At 61.7% G+C, this 16,116-nt stretch carries 15 protein-coding genes; 5 read left to right on the top strand and 10 right to left on the bottom strand.

Annotation, left to right across the window (positions count from 1 at the left end):
- Positions 1-22: 22 nt before the first annotated feature.
- The 9 genes from HGK27_RS25385 to HGK27_RS25345 form a co-directional block, all read right to left on the bottom strand.
- Entirely contained in the window at positions 23-1,267 is a 1,245-nt protein-coding gene (locus tag HGK27_RS25385; protein ID WP_206243614.1) for an NAD(P)/FAD-dependent oxidoreductase, read from the bottom strand.
- A 2-nt stretch (positions 1,268-1,269) separates the two neighbouring features.
- On the bottom strand, positions 1,270-1,578 hold the full coding sequence (locus HGK27_RS25380) for a 2Fe-2S iron-sulfur cluster-binding protein (protein ID WP_206243613.1): 309 nt from the start codon (positions 1,576-1,578) through the stop codon (positions 1,270-1,272).
- A gap of 9 nt (positions 1,579-1,587) precedes the next feature.
- Positions 1,588-2,367 carry a 2-keto-4-pentenoate hydratase gene (locus HGK27_RS25375; protein WP_206243612.1) on the bottom strand — a complete coding sequence of 260 codons (780 nt, stop codon included), beginning with the start codon at positions 2,365-2,367 and terminating at the stop codon, positions 1,588-1,590.
- Positions 2,364-2,876, bottom strand: a complete 513-nt coding sequence (locus HGK27_RS25370; protein WP_241127465.1) for a flavin reductase — start codon at positions 2,874-2,876, stop codon at positions 2,364-2,366. The genes HGK27_RS25375 and HGK27_RS25370 overlap by 4 nt, the downstream gene beginning before the upstream one ends.
- A gap of 26 nt (positions 2,877-2,902) precedes the next feature.
- Complete coding sequence (locus HGK27_RS25365; RefSeq protein WP_206243611.1) at positions 2,903-3,400, bottom strand: aromatic-ring-hydroxylating dioxygenase subunit beta; 498 nt, start codon at positions 3,398-3,400, stop codon at positions 2,903-2,905.
- On the bottom strand, positions 3,397-4,665 hold the full coding sequence (locus HGK27_RS25360; protein WP_206243610.1) for an aromatic ring-hydroxylating oxygenase subunit alpha: 1,269 nt from the start codon (positions 4,663-4,665) through the stop codon (positions 3,397-3,399). Before HGK27_RS25360 ends, HGK27_RS25365 begins: the two co-directional genes overlap by 4 nt.
- A complete protein-coding gene (locus HGK27_RS25355; RefSeq protein WP_206243609.1) occupies positions 4,662-5,186 on the bottom strand; it encodes a nuclear transport factor 2 family protein in 525 nt (174 codons plus the stop codon). The genes HGK27_RS25360 and HGK27_RS25355 overlap by 4 nt, the downstream gene beginning before the upstream one ends.
- On the bottom strand, positions 5,183-6,319 hold the full coding sequence (locus HGK27_RS25350) for an amidase (protein WP_241127464.1): 1,137 nt from the start codon (positions 6,317-6,319) through the stop codon (positions 5,183-5,185). Before HGK27_RS25350 ends, HGK27_RS25355 begins: the two co-directional genes overlap by 4 nt.
- Positions 6,320-6,446: 127 nt before the next feature.
- Positions 6,447-8,639: a TonB-dependent receptor gene (locus HGK27_RS25345; protein ID WP_206243608.1), complete on the bottom strand. Its 2,193-nt coding sequence runs from the start codon at positions 8,637-8,639 to the stop codon at positions 6,447-6,449.
- A gap of 890 nt (positions 8,640-9,529) precedes the next feature.
- On the opposite strand from HGK27_RS25345, the gene HGK27_RS25340 reads away from it, so the two are divergent.
- Together HGK27_RS25340 and HGK27_RS25335 are read left to right on the top strand one after the other, a co-directional pair.
- Positions 9,530-11,080: a hypothetical protein gene (locus HGK27_RS25340; protein ID WP_206243607.1), complete on the top strand. Its 1,551-nt coding sequence runs from the start codon at positions 9,530-9,532 to the stop codon at positions 11,078-11,080.
- Between the two features lie 56 nt (positions 11,081-11,136).
- The gene (locus HGK27_RS25335; protein WP_206243606.1) at positions 11,137-11,787 is read left to right on the top strand and encodes a flavin reductase family protein; all 651 of its coding nucleotides are present in this window, start codon (positions 11,137-11,139) and stop codon (positions 11,785-11,787) included.
- Positions 11,788-11,837: 50 nt separating this feature from the next.
- Here the strand turns inward: HGK27_RS25335 and HGK27_RS25330 are convergent, their stop codons facing one another.
- Positions 11,838-12,527, bottom strand: coding sequence for a GntR family transcriptional regulator (locus tag HGK27_RS25330; protein ID WP_206243605.1), 690 nt, complete (start codon positions 12,525-12,527; stop codon positions 11,838-11,840).
- 292 nt (positions 12,528-12,819) lie between these two features.
- Here HGK27_RS25330 and HGK27_RS25325 point away from each other — a divergent pair, with 292 nt between their 5' ends.
- The 3 genes from HGK27_RS25325 to HGK27_RS25315 all read left to right on the top strand — a co-directional run bounded on the left by HGK27_RS25325 (position 12,820) and on the right by HGK27_RS25315 (position 15,957).
- The gene (locus HGK27_RS25325; RefSeq protein ID WP_206243604.1) at positions 12,820-14,022 is read left to right on the top strand and encodes an MFS transporter; all 1,203 of its coding nucleotides are present in this window, start codon (positions 12,820-12,822) and stop codon (positions 14,020-14,022) included.
- 70 nt (positions 14,023-14,092) lie between these two features.
- The gene (locus HGK27_RS25320) at positions 14,093-15,247 is read left to right on the top strand and encodes an acyl-CoA dehydrogenase family protein (protein WP_206243603.1); all 1,155 of its coding nucleotides are present in this window, start codon (positions 14,093-14,095) and stop codon (positions 15,245-15,247) included.
- Positions 15,248-15,267: 20 nt separating this feature from the next.
- Positions 15,268-15,957: an EthD family reductase gene (locus tag HGK27_RS25315; protein ID WP_206243602.1), complete on the top strand. Its 690-nt coding sequence runs from the start codon at positions 15,268-15,270 to the stop codon at positions 15,955-15,957.
- Positions 15,958-16,116: the final 159 nt, after the last annotated feature.

Raw genomic sequence — 16,116 nt, 5'->3', positions numbered from 1 at the left:
TAAAGGCTTGTTTAGCCCGCGATCAGGCTAATCCCTTAAGTGGCAAACGGTCATTGGCCAGACACCCAGGATCAGGACAGGCCTGCGCCTCTACCAGCTTGCGACCCTGCACATAGTCCTTCACGGCGTTGACGCAGTCGAGCGCGATGACCCGGCCTGTTTTCAGGTAGATCACGGAGAAGGAACGTGCCGCCGGATCGCCACGCAAGACGGTTTGATCGTAACCGACCGAAATCCCTGCAGTCTGCAGCTTCAAATCATACTGGTTCGACCAGAACCACGGAAGGGCGCGATAGGGCCGCGCCTCACCGCAGAGCGCCTTGGCGACGCAGGTGGCCTGATCGTTGGCGTTCTGCACCGATTCCACGCGCATCACGGCGCCATCGGCAAAGTCGCAGGCGAAGCTGGCGCAATCGCCGACGGCGTAGACATCGGGCAACGAGGTGCGACAGAAGGCATCCACATCGATCCCATTGGCCCCGGCGGCCCCCGCCGCAATCAAGGGCGCCACGGCCGGCACGATGCCAATGCCCACGATCACCGCATCGGCTGCGACCACCGTGCCATCCTGCAGCGCCACGCCGGTGACGCGCCCGCCGGGGATGCCGATCAGCCGCTCAACCGCCACCCCCGTGCGCAGATCGACACCATGGGCCCGATGCTCGGCCTCGTAAAAGGCCGAGAGGTCCGGCCCCGCCACCCGTGCCAGCACGCGCGACGCGGCCTCCAGCAGCGTCACCGCAACGCCCATCTTGGTCAGCACGGCGGCGGCCTCAAGCCCGATATAGCCGCCACCGATCACGGTGACGCGCTTCACCCCGCCATCGGTCTCGCCCATCAACTGATCGCAATCGGCGCGGGTGCGCACCGCATGCACGCCCGCCAGATCGCTCCCCGCGCAGGGCAGGCGGCGCGGATCGCCACCAGCGGCCCAGACCAGCGTGCCATAGGTCATCATCGTGCCATCCGACAACACCACCTGTTTCGCGGCGGGGTCGACCTTCACCACTTCGCAGCCCAGCAACAGGGCGATGTCCTTCTCCTCCCAGAACTGGGGCGGGCGGATATACAGGCGCTCGAAACTCTTCTCGCGCGCGAAATACTCTTTGGAGAGCGGCGGGCGCTCATAGGGCGGCTCATGCTCGCGCCCGACGATCGCCACCGATCCGGCGTAACCGTTCTGCCGCAAGGCAATGGCGCATTGCGCCCCGGCATGGCCGCCACCCACGATCAGCACATCGACGGGATCCCCCCCTCCGGCGACCATGCTCAATCCTCCGGCGCGATGGTGACACGCAAGCCCTCGAGCGCCGCGCTCAACCTGATCTGGCAGGAGAGGCGGCTGTCGGCACGACGGTGGTCACTGCTGTCGAGCAGGTCGTCCTCATCGGCGCTCAATGGCACCAGCCCCTCGCCCTGCGCATAGACATGGCAGGTGGCGCAGGAGCAACTGCCCCCGCACATGGCTTCCAGTTCGTCGAAACCGGCCTGGCGGATGGTCTCCATCACCGAAAGCCCGGGGGCCGCCTCCACGGTCTCTTCCCGACCGGCGCGGTCGATGATCGTCACACTCACCATATCCTGTCCTTAATCCTGCGCCACGGCGAGGCAGTCCACCTGCCCCAGCGGCCCGAAATCGGCCTGGGCGCGCTGGCCCACGGCAAGGGGATGCATGCCCGTCAGCGCGCCGGTGCAGACGATGTCGCCTGCTTTCAAAGGCCTGCCGAGCCGCGCCTGCTGCGCGCAGGCAAAGGTCAGTGCGGTCCAGATGCCGCCGGGCAGGCGCGCGGTGTCGCCCCGCCCGGCCTCTTCGCCATCGATCCGCGCCACGCAATGCAGCGAGGCAAGATCGAGCATCTGCCAATAGGCGATGGGCGGTCCGATGATGACGCCATTGTTGTTGCCGAAGCAGGCCACCGAGGCCAGCGGCCCCAGCGCATTGATGTCCGCCATCGGGCTGCCAGCGATCTCGATGCCGATATGCAGGCTCGCAACCAGACCGCGCGCAGCCTCCGACGAGATGCCAGTGTCATCGGGAGCATCGCGACCCAGCATGGCGATCACCTCGCATTCCAGTAGCGCCGTGCCGCCCGCGATCACCGGGAAAGGCGCCACCTCGCCGGCGACCGCCTGCCGGATGGTTGCAGCGCAGATGGGCCCGGCGAAACGGTCGACACCGAAGCGCTCGGCCCATGCGCCCAGCACACGTCCCACCTTCACGCCTCCTGTCGGCTTGCCCCATGCGGCCTGCACTTCAGACTGAAGCGCGTAGGCGTCATCCAGTTCCTGCGGCAGATCGCCCGGCCAGCGCTCAAGCCCCTGCGCTGCCCGACGTGCCGCCACGAAGGCGCGTGCTGCCTCACTCATGCCCGTGCCCCGCTCAGCGGCGCGGCGCCACCCAGATGGTGATAGGCCCGCTCGTAATAGGCCAGCGCCCCCACGCCCTGTCCGATCAGCACCTGCTCCACCTCACCAATAAAGATCGAATGCGTGCCCACCGCTATCACCTGAGCGATACGGCAGCCCAGCGCCACCTGCGCCCCGGCCAGAGCGGGTTGGCCATCGTCCAGCGCGATCACCGCCCCGGCCTGCGCCAGACGCTCATCGATGGAGAGATCTCGGGTCGAGAAGGCGCCCGACACGCCATCCTGCCCCGCCGCAAGCACATTGACGCAGAAGCGGCCATTGTCGCGCAGCAGATCATGCATCCGCGCATTCTTGTTGATGCAGACCAGCAGCGAGGCGGGCTCATCGGTGACCGAGCAGACCGCTGTGGCCGTCATCCCGTGGCGCCCCGCGCCACCATCCGTGGTGATGACATTCACCGCCGCCGGCAGCGCCGCCATGGCACGCCGGAAATCCTGTTGAGATACCACCGTGGCTTCCCCCTCCCCGATATCGCTCACAGCAGGTAACCAATGCCGTGGAGATAGTCGTCGCAATTGGCCAGGCGAACGACCTTGCGATCCAGCTTGATCACCCCTTCGTCGCGCTTGAGACGGAATTCGACGTCACCGGCCAGCACACGCGTGCGCTCGTACTTGTATTCCACCAGCACCATAGCCGACCGAAGTTCGATCAGATCGTCGGCAGCAGCGGTTACCACAAAGCGCGAAATTGTGCGCACGGTCCGCGCGGGCGGTGCTGCGCTCATCGAGAAACCCGAGAGCAAGCGCTTCACACGGGCCTGGCGCATCTCTTCATCGTCATGGGCGACGTTGAGCTGATTGTCGTAGTCAACGGCATCATGCTCGATCGGAATGGTGTAGCGGCCGTCCTTGGTCCACAGGGGCAGCCAGGCGCGATAATCCAGACGATCAAGAATGTCGGCTTCGGCCCAGATAAAGCGCGTGGCGTCATCAAGCGAGATCGCGTGCCGTGTCAGAGTTGCGGTGCTCATGCCGTCATCATCCTTTTCCACTGCTGATAGGCCGCGCGCATCCCCACTTCGGAGGAAGCGTCGCCAGCGTTATGCCCTGGCTGCGGACGGCCCTCGGGCGCCGCGCTGCCACGGTTGAGCATGATCCACAGATCGTCGCCCGCACGGGCGCCGCGCTGCACACGCTCCCAGCCTTCGGCATCGTCAGGCGTGCCGAAGCCCATCGGGCCCTGGAAATGCTCATGCAGGCGCAGACGTGCGCGGTTGCCCGCTGGCGACGGAGTTTCCTTCGCATCGCCCATGCCGATGGCGACATGCTGGATCTCGGTCTCGGCGACGCCGACCGGGCGCAGCACGCGGAAGAAGGCCATCGAGCAGGCGACATTGGGGAACAGGTTGAGGTTGAACCCCGTGCCGCCCACCGCGCGCACGATCCTGCGCACGGCGGCTTCGTCATGGCCTTCCTCGCGCAGTTCCTCGGCCAGCTCGGCGAAGCGGTCGGGGATCGGGGCGTCGAGATTGTCGTCGAGATCGATGAGATCGGGGATCATCACCATCACGCTGTGGCCATGGCCCAGATCTTCCACCCAGCCGCCCGAGCCGATAACGTCGAAGATGTTCTCGGTCTCGGCATCCAGACTGTCGAGGAAGGTCTTGTGGACGATGGGGAAGTGATAGGCGTCTGTCGTGTTCTCCAGCTGGATCTTCCAGTTGCCGGGGAAGCGGAAGCGGTGTTCGCCCAGCACCTTCACGCCAAAGCCCGCGCCCTGCTTCATGAACAGGTCCATCCATTTGCGCGCCGGGCCAAGGAACTCGACGAGTGGCTCGATGTCCTGCTTGAAGGTGGCGAAGATCATGCCCTGATAGGTCTCGGTGCGCAGGCGGATCAGGCCGAATTCCTCGCGGTCGAGGCCTTCGGGATAGCCATCGGCATAAGGCACCTTGCGCAGGCCGCCGTCGATGTCATAGCTCCAGCCGTGGTAGGGGCAGACAAAGACCGACTGCTTGCCCTTCTTCTTCTCGCAGACCGAGGCCGCACGGTGGCGGCAGCGGTTGAGCAGCGTGCGGATCACCCCGGCCTTGTCACGCGTGACGATCACCGGCTGATTGCCCACGAAGCTTTTCTTGAAGGTGTTGGCCGAGGGCACTTCGCTCTCATGCCCCACCCAGACCCAGGTGTTCTTGAAGATGCGCTCCATTTCCTCGTCGAAAATGGCGCCATCCTTATAGAGCGCGGTGTGAACGCGATCGTCCTTCACCAGCGCGCCGAAATCCGTGGTGCTCATGCGCTTTCCTCTTTGGTGGGCTGAGGGACCGAAATGGGAGCCTCATCGTTCCAAGGCCCCACATCGCGGGAAAAGATGTTTTGCGTAATAAAGCGAAGGATGCGCAGCGCTCCATCCTCCTGAACGAATTCAAGGGTCAGCGCAGCGCTGCGAAGATCTGATCGACCGTCGCGATAGGTCGACACCTGAAGCATCATCCAGCGGCCAGTGACCCCACCGTCTCCAACATCGAAATCTTCGGAGGAGAGATAATGAGCGTTGAGACGGAAATGGGGCGGCTGCGCATAGCTGGCCAGCATCCCAGCAATGGCCTTGCGTCCTTCATGGCGACCGAAGGCTTCGCGATAACGCCCGCGCCCTTCCCAGATCGCGTCGCGGGCAAAGAGCCCAGCCAATTCGTCGAACGGCGTCTCTGGACCCAGCGTATCGCATAGCTGGAAATACCGCATCGTGACGCGCCGAGCAGCCTCGACCATCTCCAATCTGGCCAGGCGAGCGTCCATAGTCTCGGCCACGCTCATACCGCCTTCTGCCCCAGCACAAAGCGCGCGATCGCACAGAGTTCGGCATCCCTGCCCTTACGTCCAACAAGCTGCAACCCGGCAGGTGCTCCGTCGCGCGTCTTTAGGGGGATCGACAGTGCGGGGTGGCCCGAAAGATTGAATGGGCGTACCAGATTGGTAAGCGAGAGCACCACCGCCGGATCTGCATCGATCTCTTCCAGCATGGGTGGAATGGCCGGAAGTGTTGGCAATGCAAGGGCATCGACCTGCTCGAGCGCCGCATCCACTGCGGCCGTGAAGGCATCACGAACTTGTTCCGCCATCAGCACTTGCCGATCATCGATCACTGCAGCAGCACGCAGGCGAGCACGAACGTCTGTCCCCATGCGTTCGTCATCCACCATACCGCCAAAAGCGGCTGAACACTCTGCCGCCATAATCTCCATGCCAGCCTTGAAAGCTGCGAGAAAGCCAGGGAGTACGATCGGTATCATGGTGGCTGGGCTGGCGGTCAGGGTGGAAAAAACAGCTTGGGCGATTGGCTCGGCAGCCTCGGCGGCAACCAGGCCAAGCCGGGCGTTTTCACGATCAGCAGCCGGGACGAAACCCGGATCGATCATCGTCATCGCAAGCTCGATGTCCGCGAGGTTGTCCGCAAACGGCCCCACGCAATCGAGCGAAGACGACGCGGGCAGACAGCCTGCGCGGCTGACCCGACCAAAGGTCGGTTTGAAGCCGAAGACGCCGCAGCAGGTGGCTGGCACGCGGATCGAACCGCCTGTGTCACTGCCGATCGCGATGGCTGCGAAGCCAGCTGCGACAGCTGCTGCAGACCCACTCGATGACCCGCCAGGTATGCGCCCAGGAAAGCGGGCGTTGGCAGGGGTGCCATAGCGGCCATTGACCCCGGTGATGCCGTAGGCCAGCTCATGCATGTTCGCCTTGCCAACGATGGTGGCGCCCCGCGCCAGCATGTTGGCCACGACATCGGCATGGGCAGGGGCGGGCGCGGCATCATCAAGGCAGCCGCTGCCCCCGCGCGTAGGCTGGCCCAGAATGTCGATGCAGTCCTTGACGGCGACCGTTACCGGGCCGTCACCCACGGCATCGCGGGCGATCAGGATCGTGCCTGCCATCATGTCACCGTTCATGTCACAATGCTCTCTCATGCGCGGCGTTGCCACTCCTAGGATTGTTCACGGCCGGCCAACCAATCTGGCAGGCGAACATCCCGGTTTCAGCGGCCAGCGCGAGAGCCGGCAGCCGAAACCGCCAACGTCAAAACTTGATGCCGGCCCGCACGCCATAGGTGCGCGGTTCGGACGCATAGATACGGCCATTGCCATAGCCTGAGATGGTGATGGTGTTTTCCAGATTCTTGACAAAACCGGTCAACGTCCAGCCGCGTGACGTGCGATAGGTCAGGCTGGCGTTGCTCTTGGTATAGCTGGGATAGCGATACTGCACACCGTTGCTGAAGTTGGTGGTTTCATAGGAATCGCTCAGCGTGGAGTCGCCATGTGCCTCGATGGCACCACCATTGGCCAGCGGGAAGGTGTGGGTATAACCCATCATCGCGGTCCAGGACGGCGAGTTGTCCAGTTGCTTGCCCGCAAAATTGATCGTGGCGGTCGGGCTGTAGGTGACATAGCGCGCGTCGAGGTAGTTGATCGAAAGATCGACACGGTCGTTGCGTGTGGGTGTGATTGCCGCCTGACTCTCGATGCCCTTGATATGCGCCTTGCCCGCGTTGAGCGTGGTCAGCCCCAGCGTGCCGGGCGAGCTGAGCTGCATGTCCTTGTAGTCATAATAGAAGCCGGCAATGCTGGCCGAGATAGTGTTGTGCAGGAATTTGCCCTTCACGCCCGTCTCATAGGCGGTCAGCTGCTCGGGCCGGTAATACAGGTCGGTGACCGGCGAGGTGCAACCCGGCGAACCCGCTCCGCAACCATCGTTGAAGCCGCCTGCCTTGTAGCCGGTAGCGACATTGGCATAGGCCAGGACATTATGGCTAAAGTCATACTCGGCGCCGGCCTTCCAGGTGACCTTGGAGTCGACGCGCGAGGCATTGTTGATCGCCGAAACCGTGTAGCTTGACGGATCGAGCGCCTGGGAGGTCGTGCTGTAGACCGTGGCCCCGAGGCGCGACTTGTCGTCGCGCGAATAGCGAATGCCAGCGGTCAGCTTGAAGCTGTCAGTGATGGCATAGGTGGCCTGACCAAAGGCGGCCTTGGATTCGCCCACCACGTCCTTTTGCAGGAAAGCATAAAGCGGGAAGCCAGCATAATTATGCAGGACCGTGTTGACGTTGTCCGACTTCTCGCGGAAGTAATAGAGGCCAACAACAGCCGTTAGCGGCCCGGTTCCGGACGTTGCCAGGCGTACTTCCTGCGAATTGGAATAGGTGATGCCGGTGGTGATCTGGTCGGCATAGCGCGCCGAGTTGTAGTTGACATAAGTGTTCAGCGCATTGCGGTCGAACCCGCGGAACGAGCCCAGATAGGTCAAGTTGACCGGACCGAAATCCCAGGCCGCTTCACCCGTGATGCCGTAGATCTTGTTGTCCTGATAGGGCTTGCTGGTGATCGGATAGTTCACCGTGCGCTGACTGTCCGAGGAAGCATTGCTCATGTACAGCGGGGTGGTGGAGGTGGCATTGGCAAAGAAATTGCCCATGGTGACCGCCTGTGGCCCCACACCGCCCTGATGCGAATATTCACCGACCAGCAGCAGATGACCCTGATCATTGGCGCCCAGCTTCAGCTTGGCACTCAGTCGGGCGGCATATTCGTCCTCGTCCTGGCCCAGCGGCTGGTTGGTGGTGTTGCCATGCAGCAGATAGCTGTCATGCTTGTTGTAGGCGGCTGCGGCACGCACTGAAAGACGGTCGCTGACGGGCATATTGATCATGCCATCGACACGATAGGTGCCGTAATTACCAGCCTCAGCGTTGAGCGAACCCTCGAACTTTTCGGTCGGCTGTTTGGTCAGCACATTGACCACGCCAGCCGTCGCATTGCGGCCATACAGTGTGCCCTGAGGACCGCGCAGCACCTCGATACGGTCGATATCGAAGAAGGCGCCCGAGAGCGACTGCTGGCGTGCCAGATAAACGCCATTGAGCATGAAGGCCGCCGATGGGTCGCCCTTCTCCGAGCCGTCAGCGCTCGACACACCGCGAATGGTGATCTGAAGACCCGCCGCCTGGTCGATCTTGATGGTCGGCATCAGGCGAGCAATGGAGGTCGGATCGGTCACGCCTGCGGAGCGCAATTCGCCGCCCGTCGCAGCCGAGATCGACAGTGGCGCTTTAGACAGAAGCTCTGGCCGCTTCTGCGCTGTCACGACAATTTCGCCCGGCGCCGCCGAAACCGGCGCGGCCTGATCCGTACCTTGCGCGAGGGCGGGTGTGACAAGCAGGCCCGCGGACCAGAGAATCGTATTGCAGAACAGTAACACGTTCGTCTTCATGAATTTTCCCCGTACCTTGCTTGTTTTAAAACCCGATGGCTGGCGGCCATTGCGGCTCTGCCAGCCCGTCCTACCTGCGTTATCTATGAAGCGCCGGTGCACCACGCCCGTTAAGCCGAGCGATATGTCCCAAGCGCAATGGTCGAAGGCGGGATCGAAAAGCAGTACGACAGAAGTACCGACTTATCGCACTCCCCTGTCCGCCGGTGCCCTGCCTCCACGCTCCGTAGAAGCCGCGCATTCACGGGCTCCTGAGCCTGGCAAGAATTCATCAGCATTGCATCTGTCGTCCCGAAGAAGGAACCCGCCACGGAGTCCACATTCGCACCCTTGCTACAAGACGCTCTGACCTGAACCATCCTCGCTTGGCGATCCGCCATTATGTATCCTGTATACATTAATTCCCGAATCGATCCGTTATGTCAAACCCAATTGATGCCGGCCTACGTCTTTTGCCCCATCCAGCAGCCCCGCAGGGCAGGTCGAAGCTTGGAATCGCATCGCTCATACCCGCCATTCTGGCCCGACTGACCACATATCGCCACGGACAGAGAGAACCTGGTAATAGATCTATGTATATGCTTTATAGTTATTTTTATGAATTCCGGATACCATAACTCCTTGGCGCTGGCTTCGACCGAGTTAGCCAGCGGTCCGCCAAGCGCCCGCTGCTTCGACACGCAAAAAAACCCGCCGGACCGCAGCAATTTGTGTCGAATTGCTGCGGCTCAAGACCTGAAGTTTTTCCCACTGGACAACGATCTTATCATGGATACAGTACACATTATGCGCGGAAGCATGAGCTTCCAAAGTGTCCAGAAGAACGTTTCACCACCTGAAAAGCCAGGCGCGACAGGCAGGGCCACAGCCAGGAAACAAAAGGTAAGCCCATGAACATGAAGGAATTGACCGCGCTAAATACGAGCCGCCGTAACTTCATGGCCGGTGTTGGGGCTATCGCAGCCAGTCAAGGCATCCCCTCCGCGCAGGCCGCATCGCCCATCATCGACCAGAGCAGGTTTGCTTCGCAAGAACGCCTGTGGTCTGATGTGAAAACCATGGTGAGCTACGGCCTGCGCTACCCCGGCACAGCCAATCACTTGCGTTACTGCGCCTTTATCAACCAGCGCCTGCGCGATGCCGGCCTGATCGTGGAGCAGCTCGAACGCCATAGTCTGGACGTTTGGGAACCTCGCAAGTGGAGCATCGTCAGCGCGTCGGGCAAGGCCATCAGGGTCGCCGCCACCAACCGGGAATCGTCATCAACGGGCCCTGACGGCGTGACAGCCCCCCTCAAATATTGCGGAACCGCCAAAGGCACAGTTTTCGGGGCTGCGCTTGATCCCTCAAGCTTTCCCCACATCGACATCCCCGCCGATGTCAAAGGCAAAATCGCCCTTATCGAGGTTGAGATCGAGCCCCTCCCCTTCGGCCGCATGTTCGAAGGCCAAGTTGCAGCCGTGGTTGACCGTTCTCATGCTGGTGGAATGCCCGCAGTTCAGCCGATGGCAACCGCCTGGAACAACACTGAAAGCCGCCTGCCGGCCACGTTAGAGGAGGATCTGCGCAAGGCTGGCGCAGAGGGTGTCATCTACGCTTGGGCGAACATCGTCGATGATGACGGCCAGGGCCAGATCCGCCGCAATGGCACAGCAGCGCTACCCTCCTTGTGGGTCGCCATGTCGGGAGCCCGCGCACTGCGGGCTCTCGAAGCAAGCGGTGAGCCGGTCACCTTGACCATTGAGGCTCATGTGACGCCTGCCGTCCACACGGCCACCACCGTGGCCACGCTTCCAGGCATGAGCGATGAGACCATTCTGGTCTGGACCCACACCGATGGGATGAACGCTATTCAGGAAAACGGCTCGATCGCGGTCGTTAACCTGATGAAATATTTCGCCGGAATCCCAAAAGAGCAGCGCAAGCGCACCATCACCTGCGTTCTGAGTGAAGGCCATCTGGCGCTCAACCACACACCGGATATCTGGTGGGCAACGCAGCGCCCGGACATCATGGCCAAGGCCGTTGCCTCGATCTCGATGGAGCATATGGGCTGCCGCGAATGGCTGGGCCATCCGGAGGCCAACACCTTCACGCCCACCGACAAACCCGATGTGAGCTGGGCCTTCACCTTTGCGCCTGAAGACAAGCCGAATTATCTGGCCAAGATCATGGAGCAGGCGCTGGGCGAATCCACCTTGGCGCGCACCGTTGTGACCAGCAACAGCCCCTTCTCCTTCTGCCCGGGCCTTCATCCCTGGACTTTAGCCAAGGTGCCCAGCATCGGCTACATTTCCACACCCTCCTATTTTCTGGCCGAAGCGCCGGATGGGCATATTAGTAAGCTGTGCCCCGCACTCTATCATGAGCAGGTCCTCACGATGGCCCGCGCCATCCGCCTGCTCGACGCCGCGCCGCGCGCAATGCTGCGCGAAGCCTGATCTTAAACACCCAACAAAGGAGATACCCTCCGCTACCTGGCGGAGGGGCACATGCCATGGACATCGCCACTTCCGATTTGACACCTGACCGCGTCTACAAACTGCTGGTCAACACCATCATACCGCGCCCTATCGCCCTTGTTTCGACGATGGGCCCCGATGGGACACTCAATGCTGCTCCCTTCAGCTTTTTCAATGCCTTCAGCAATGCGCCGCCGCTGCTGGTGATCGGCATCGAGGGCAACAGCCGCGACGATGTCCACCCCTTCAAGGACACTGCCCGCAACATCCAGGATCGCGGCGAATTCGTCGTCAACATGGTCAGCCGTTCGATCGCTGAGAAAATGCTGGTGAGTTCGCTCGACTTCGACACGGGCGTCAGCGAGTTTGAACAAGCCGGTTTCACCCCGCGCGCCTCCAAGCAGATTGCCACACCCGGCATCGCCGAAGCACCGGCAAGCATGGAATGTCGTACCTTCAACATTCAGTATCTGCCCTACAACCGGATTATCGTAACTGGCGAGATCCTTCACATGCACTTCGCCGATGGAGTCATCGACGAGCATATGCATATCGATGCTGACGCAATGGATCTGGTGGCACGCCTGCACGGCGCAAGCTGGTACTCGACAACCCGCGACCGTTTCGAACTCAACCGCGTGCCCGTCGATCAATGGTTGGCACAGAAGGGCGGCGATCAACAGTGAGTCCCGAGCGGGGCAAGAAGCCGTTCTTGCCCCGCCGCATTCCCGTCAGTTCAAGCGTCTTGATCCGACGTCAGCGATTCCGCGATTTCCTCGAGTGCCTGGACCAGCGTCTCTTCGCTCCTCCTCAAATAGGAACGCCAGAGGGCCTCGGCCAGATCACCTTCTCGCGCGTGAATCGCATCACGAACAGCCTTCTGACGACCGATAATCTCCTGACGAAGCGCGATATCTTTCAGCGTCGTCGAACGGATCAAATCGAGATGGCTCGAGAATTGCGCAATGATCCCCCACAGTGCCTGATTGGCGATCCCGTCGAAGACAGCCCGCCGGAATTGCTCATTTCCCGCCGCAAACTCGGCAGGGTTCGGGCTGTCCGTCGCCGCCGCTTCCATCTCGATGGCATCATCCATGCGTGCGATTTGTTCGGCGCCATACTCTTTGGCGGCCATTCCGACCGCGGCCGGCTCAAGAAGCATGCGCACCGCGATGATGTGCCGGATTTGCTCGGCCGAAGGCGACGGCACGACGTAGCCGCCGCGCGGACGCCCATGCAAAATGCCCTGCTCAAGCAATTGATTTAGCGCCTCGCGGATCGGTGTGCGGGAAACCTGAAGCATTTCGGCCAGGCTTTGTTCGGTGATCCGCGTCCCCGGCTTGTAGGTTCCCTGGCGCAATTCCGACATGACCGCCTCGACAACCTGCTCTCGCAGTGTCGCACTTCTCCTGATGGCGGGTCGCATGACATCCCTTTCTTTCGCGCGGAACGTGATTCATCTTGTATCTGGAGTACAATTTAGATCGGGGCCGTTCAGATGGGAAGTGGCGATCTCCACATTTTCTGGGCAAAAAATACGTCAAACTGACCTTTCATCGCCCTTGACGAGGTCTCAAAATCTCACGATAGTGCACTGTATACAAAATGAGGCGGCTTCCGCGAGGCCCCGGCACACATGCTGCCTATCGCAGTCCGGGGCTCGCCAACCGCCTGTTTCGCCACCCCATCAGCCTTAGACTTATCGGAACGCCCGTTCGATGACAGCCTCTCGCTCCCCATCCGCTTTCGCGACCTTGATGCTCTGTTTCTCGATCATCGGGTTGGAGGGCTACGATATCCAGGCATTCGGGGTAGCCGCACCGCGCATGATGGCACAGCTCGGCATTGGCGCCAGCGCGCAGGGCGCCATTGCCAGCGCCGCGATGGTCGGCCTCATCATCGGAGCATTCCTGAGCGGTAGCCTTTCAAGGCACTTCGGCCTCAGGACAATGCTGGCAGGCGCCACCCTGCTCTTCGGCCTTTGCTCAATCGGAACCGCGTTCGTTCCCGGCGTAGGCGGCCTCGTGGCGGTCCGCTGCCTTGCCGGTGTTGGATTTGGCAGCGCCCTGCCCATCGTGCTCTCAATCGCTTCAGCTGCCGGTTCACACCGTCACCGCTCGCTTATCGTGACGATCGCATTCTGCGGACTGCCGGCCGGTGCGGCTGTCGTGGCTCTCTATGCACGCGCCATGGGCGGTGTCGTGGACTGGCACATGCTGTTTATCAGCGGCGGCATTGTGCCCTCCCTGCTTGCTCCACTGGTCTTCCTTTGCATCCCCCACAGCGCCCCGCCGCAGCGCGCGGCGACGGCAAGTGCCACCTCGGATCTGTTCGGCGACAACCGTCTGCTCAGCACTCTTCTGGTCTGGCTGATCTTTGCGACGACGCTGCTTGCAACCTATCTGATGCTCAACTGGCTGCCTTCGCTGGTCGTGGCCATGGGCCTGTCGGCCCAGGTCGGTTCGTCAGCTGCCTTCGCCTTTAACCTCGCCAGCATCTTGGGTGCGATCCTGCTGTCTCTGGTGGTGGATCGCCTTGGTTTCCGCTGGCCGCTGGTTGCCGCCTACACGCTCTTTTCCCTCACGATTGTGCTCCTGGCGTTCAGCCATACGCCCGATGCGGTGCTGCTGTTTTCGGCGCTGGCAGGCCTGCTGATTGTTGGACCGCAATGCGCGATCTATGCGCTCATCCCTCGCATCTATCCCGTCCATGCTCGCGTGCTGGGAACCAGCGCAGCGGTTGGCGTGGGCCGGGTGGGGTCGATTGTTGGCCCGCTGATTGCGGGGCAACTGCGCGCCGGCGGCCTTCCGGCCAATGACGTCTTCCTGTCCCTGGCACCAGTCCCCCTGATCGCTGCAGTTGCAGTCCTCATCCTTGGATCGAGGGCCACAATGACCAACCAACCCCAACCGGCGGCCTGACCGCTTTCCCTTTTCCGGCGACGGAACGCGGCGAATGCCGCCCTCGCCTCATATGAACAGGATCTAGCCCGTGAACAGCCAACAGGTCATCCACCCGCCCCGCCGCGCCGACAAACTTGCCGCGCTGGTCGAAACCATCGCTGCGCGCCGCGAGGAGATCGACCGCCTGTCCCATGTCCCCCGTGACCTCGTCGCACAGATGAAGGAGGTCGGCATTTTCCGTGCGGGCACGCCGAAATGCTTCGGGGGTGACGCATCGTCTCCTGCAGACTTCCTGCCCATGGTCGAGGCGATTGCTACGGCCGACGGCTCGGCGGCCTGGGTCGCAGCCTTTGGTTCGGCAAACACCTATCTTGCGGCGTTGCCGATCGAGACCCAGCGCAAGATCTATGAAACCGGCCCCGATCAGGTCTTTGCTGGAGCGCTCTATCCCGTGCAGCCTGCAAAGCCGGCGCCGGGAGGGTGGATTGCCACAGGCCGTTGGCGTTTTGCCAGCGGTTGCAAAGGGGCCGACTGGATCGGCGCGGGCATCGCGACGCCCTCGGCTGCTGGCGATTCTGACAAGCCCTCGCTCCCTCGCATGGCGGTCGCGCCCGCCCATGAGGTTGAGATTGTCGACAACTGGGAGGTTTTCGGCATGCAGGGCACGGGGAGCCACGACATCCGCGTCGAGAACAAGTTCTATGCTGAGGAATGGACGTTCCTGCGCGGTTCCGAGAGCTTGATCGACGAAACTCTGTTCCGTTATCCCCCGCTCGCCTATCAGGCGCAGGTGCATGCCGTGGTGAACATCGGCCTTGCTCGCGCCGCGCTGGATCTGGTGATGACGATGTCAAAGGAGGCCAAGATTATGCCCGGTGCTCCCCGCCTCGGCGATCGCGGCTATTTCCGCCTTACGTTGGCCAAGGGCGAAGCCCAGTGGCGCAGCATTCGCTCCTTCTTTTACGAGACGATCGAGCAGGCCTGGGACATTCTTGAAGCGGGCGACCCGCTGCCCGACCATCTGAGCAACCTTTTGCGCTTGAGCGCATCGCATGCGGCTCATGGCTGCGCAGACATCATCCAGTCGGCCTATCGCATTGCCGGTATGTCTGCGATCCAGAAGTCGCACCGCATGCAGCAGATCGTTCGGGATTCGCTCGTGGTGACGCAGCATGCGTCTTTGAGCGAAGCGACTTTTGACGACATCGGCGGTTACCTGGCCGGCACCGGCAAAGGTCTTTGAGCCAACGGGAGGCCTATTCAATGTTCTGCCTGTTTCTTACCTTCACCCACACCGATCTCGCGGTCCAGCTGAGTGATGTCGAGCATGCCGCGCTGGAACGCCTGATCCGGAGCGTGCCGCTGGTGGCGCGGGCGCACGTGCTGACGCCCGCGGTTGCCAAGGATCGCTATTACGACGATGGCCCGCCCCCCATGCTCGCGCTGCAACTCTACTTCACGCGGTTGGAGCAGGCTGAGGCCGCAATCGCTTCGGAAGGCACTTTGCAGGGGCTGTTCGGACCAGATTTTCCCAGTCTCACGGCTGCTGAGGCTAGCCACCAGGTGATGTGGACACGACCGTTTCCCGTTGAGGCATCGCCCCCTGAAGCTGCCGGCCCTAGTTGTGCCTTCATGGTGCATTACCACGGCGAACCCGATGATGCGCATGCATGGCATCGGTTTTACCTGCAGCATCATCCGGCGATCATGGCCACATTTCCGCAAATTCGCGACATCGAAATCTACACCAAGGTCGATTGGATCGATACCTTACCATCGCGCCGCGTCGAATATTTCCAGCGAAACAAGATCGTGTTCGACAGTGCAGCCGCTCTTGAAACCGCGCTGACATCGCCGACGCGCGAACGCATGAAGGCAGATCGCAAGCAGTTTCCTCCCTTCAGCGGCGGCTCCATTCACGTTCCGATGCACTCTAAAACGATCCTGGGCTAGCAATTTGGCTGGGCCCCGATCACCCGAAACCGGGTTTATCGAACACCATTGATCTAATGAGAAAATTGGAACTGTCTGGCCTGCCGCCGCGTCGATATAAATGAAGGTGAGCTACGTGTGCTTTCTCAACGCTAGCGGACGTTCTGGAGACCACGGCGC

Source organism: Novosphingobium terrae, assembly GCF_017163935.1.
Taxonomy (GTDB): domain Bacteria; phylum Pseudomonadota; class Alphaproteobacteria; order Sphingomonadales; family Sphingomonadaceae; genus Novosphingobium; species Novosphingobium terrae.
This window is presented reverse-complemented; position numbering and strand designations above follow the sequence as displayed.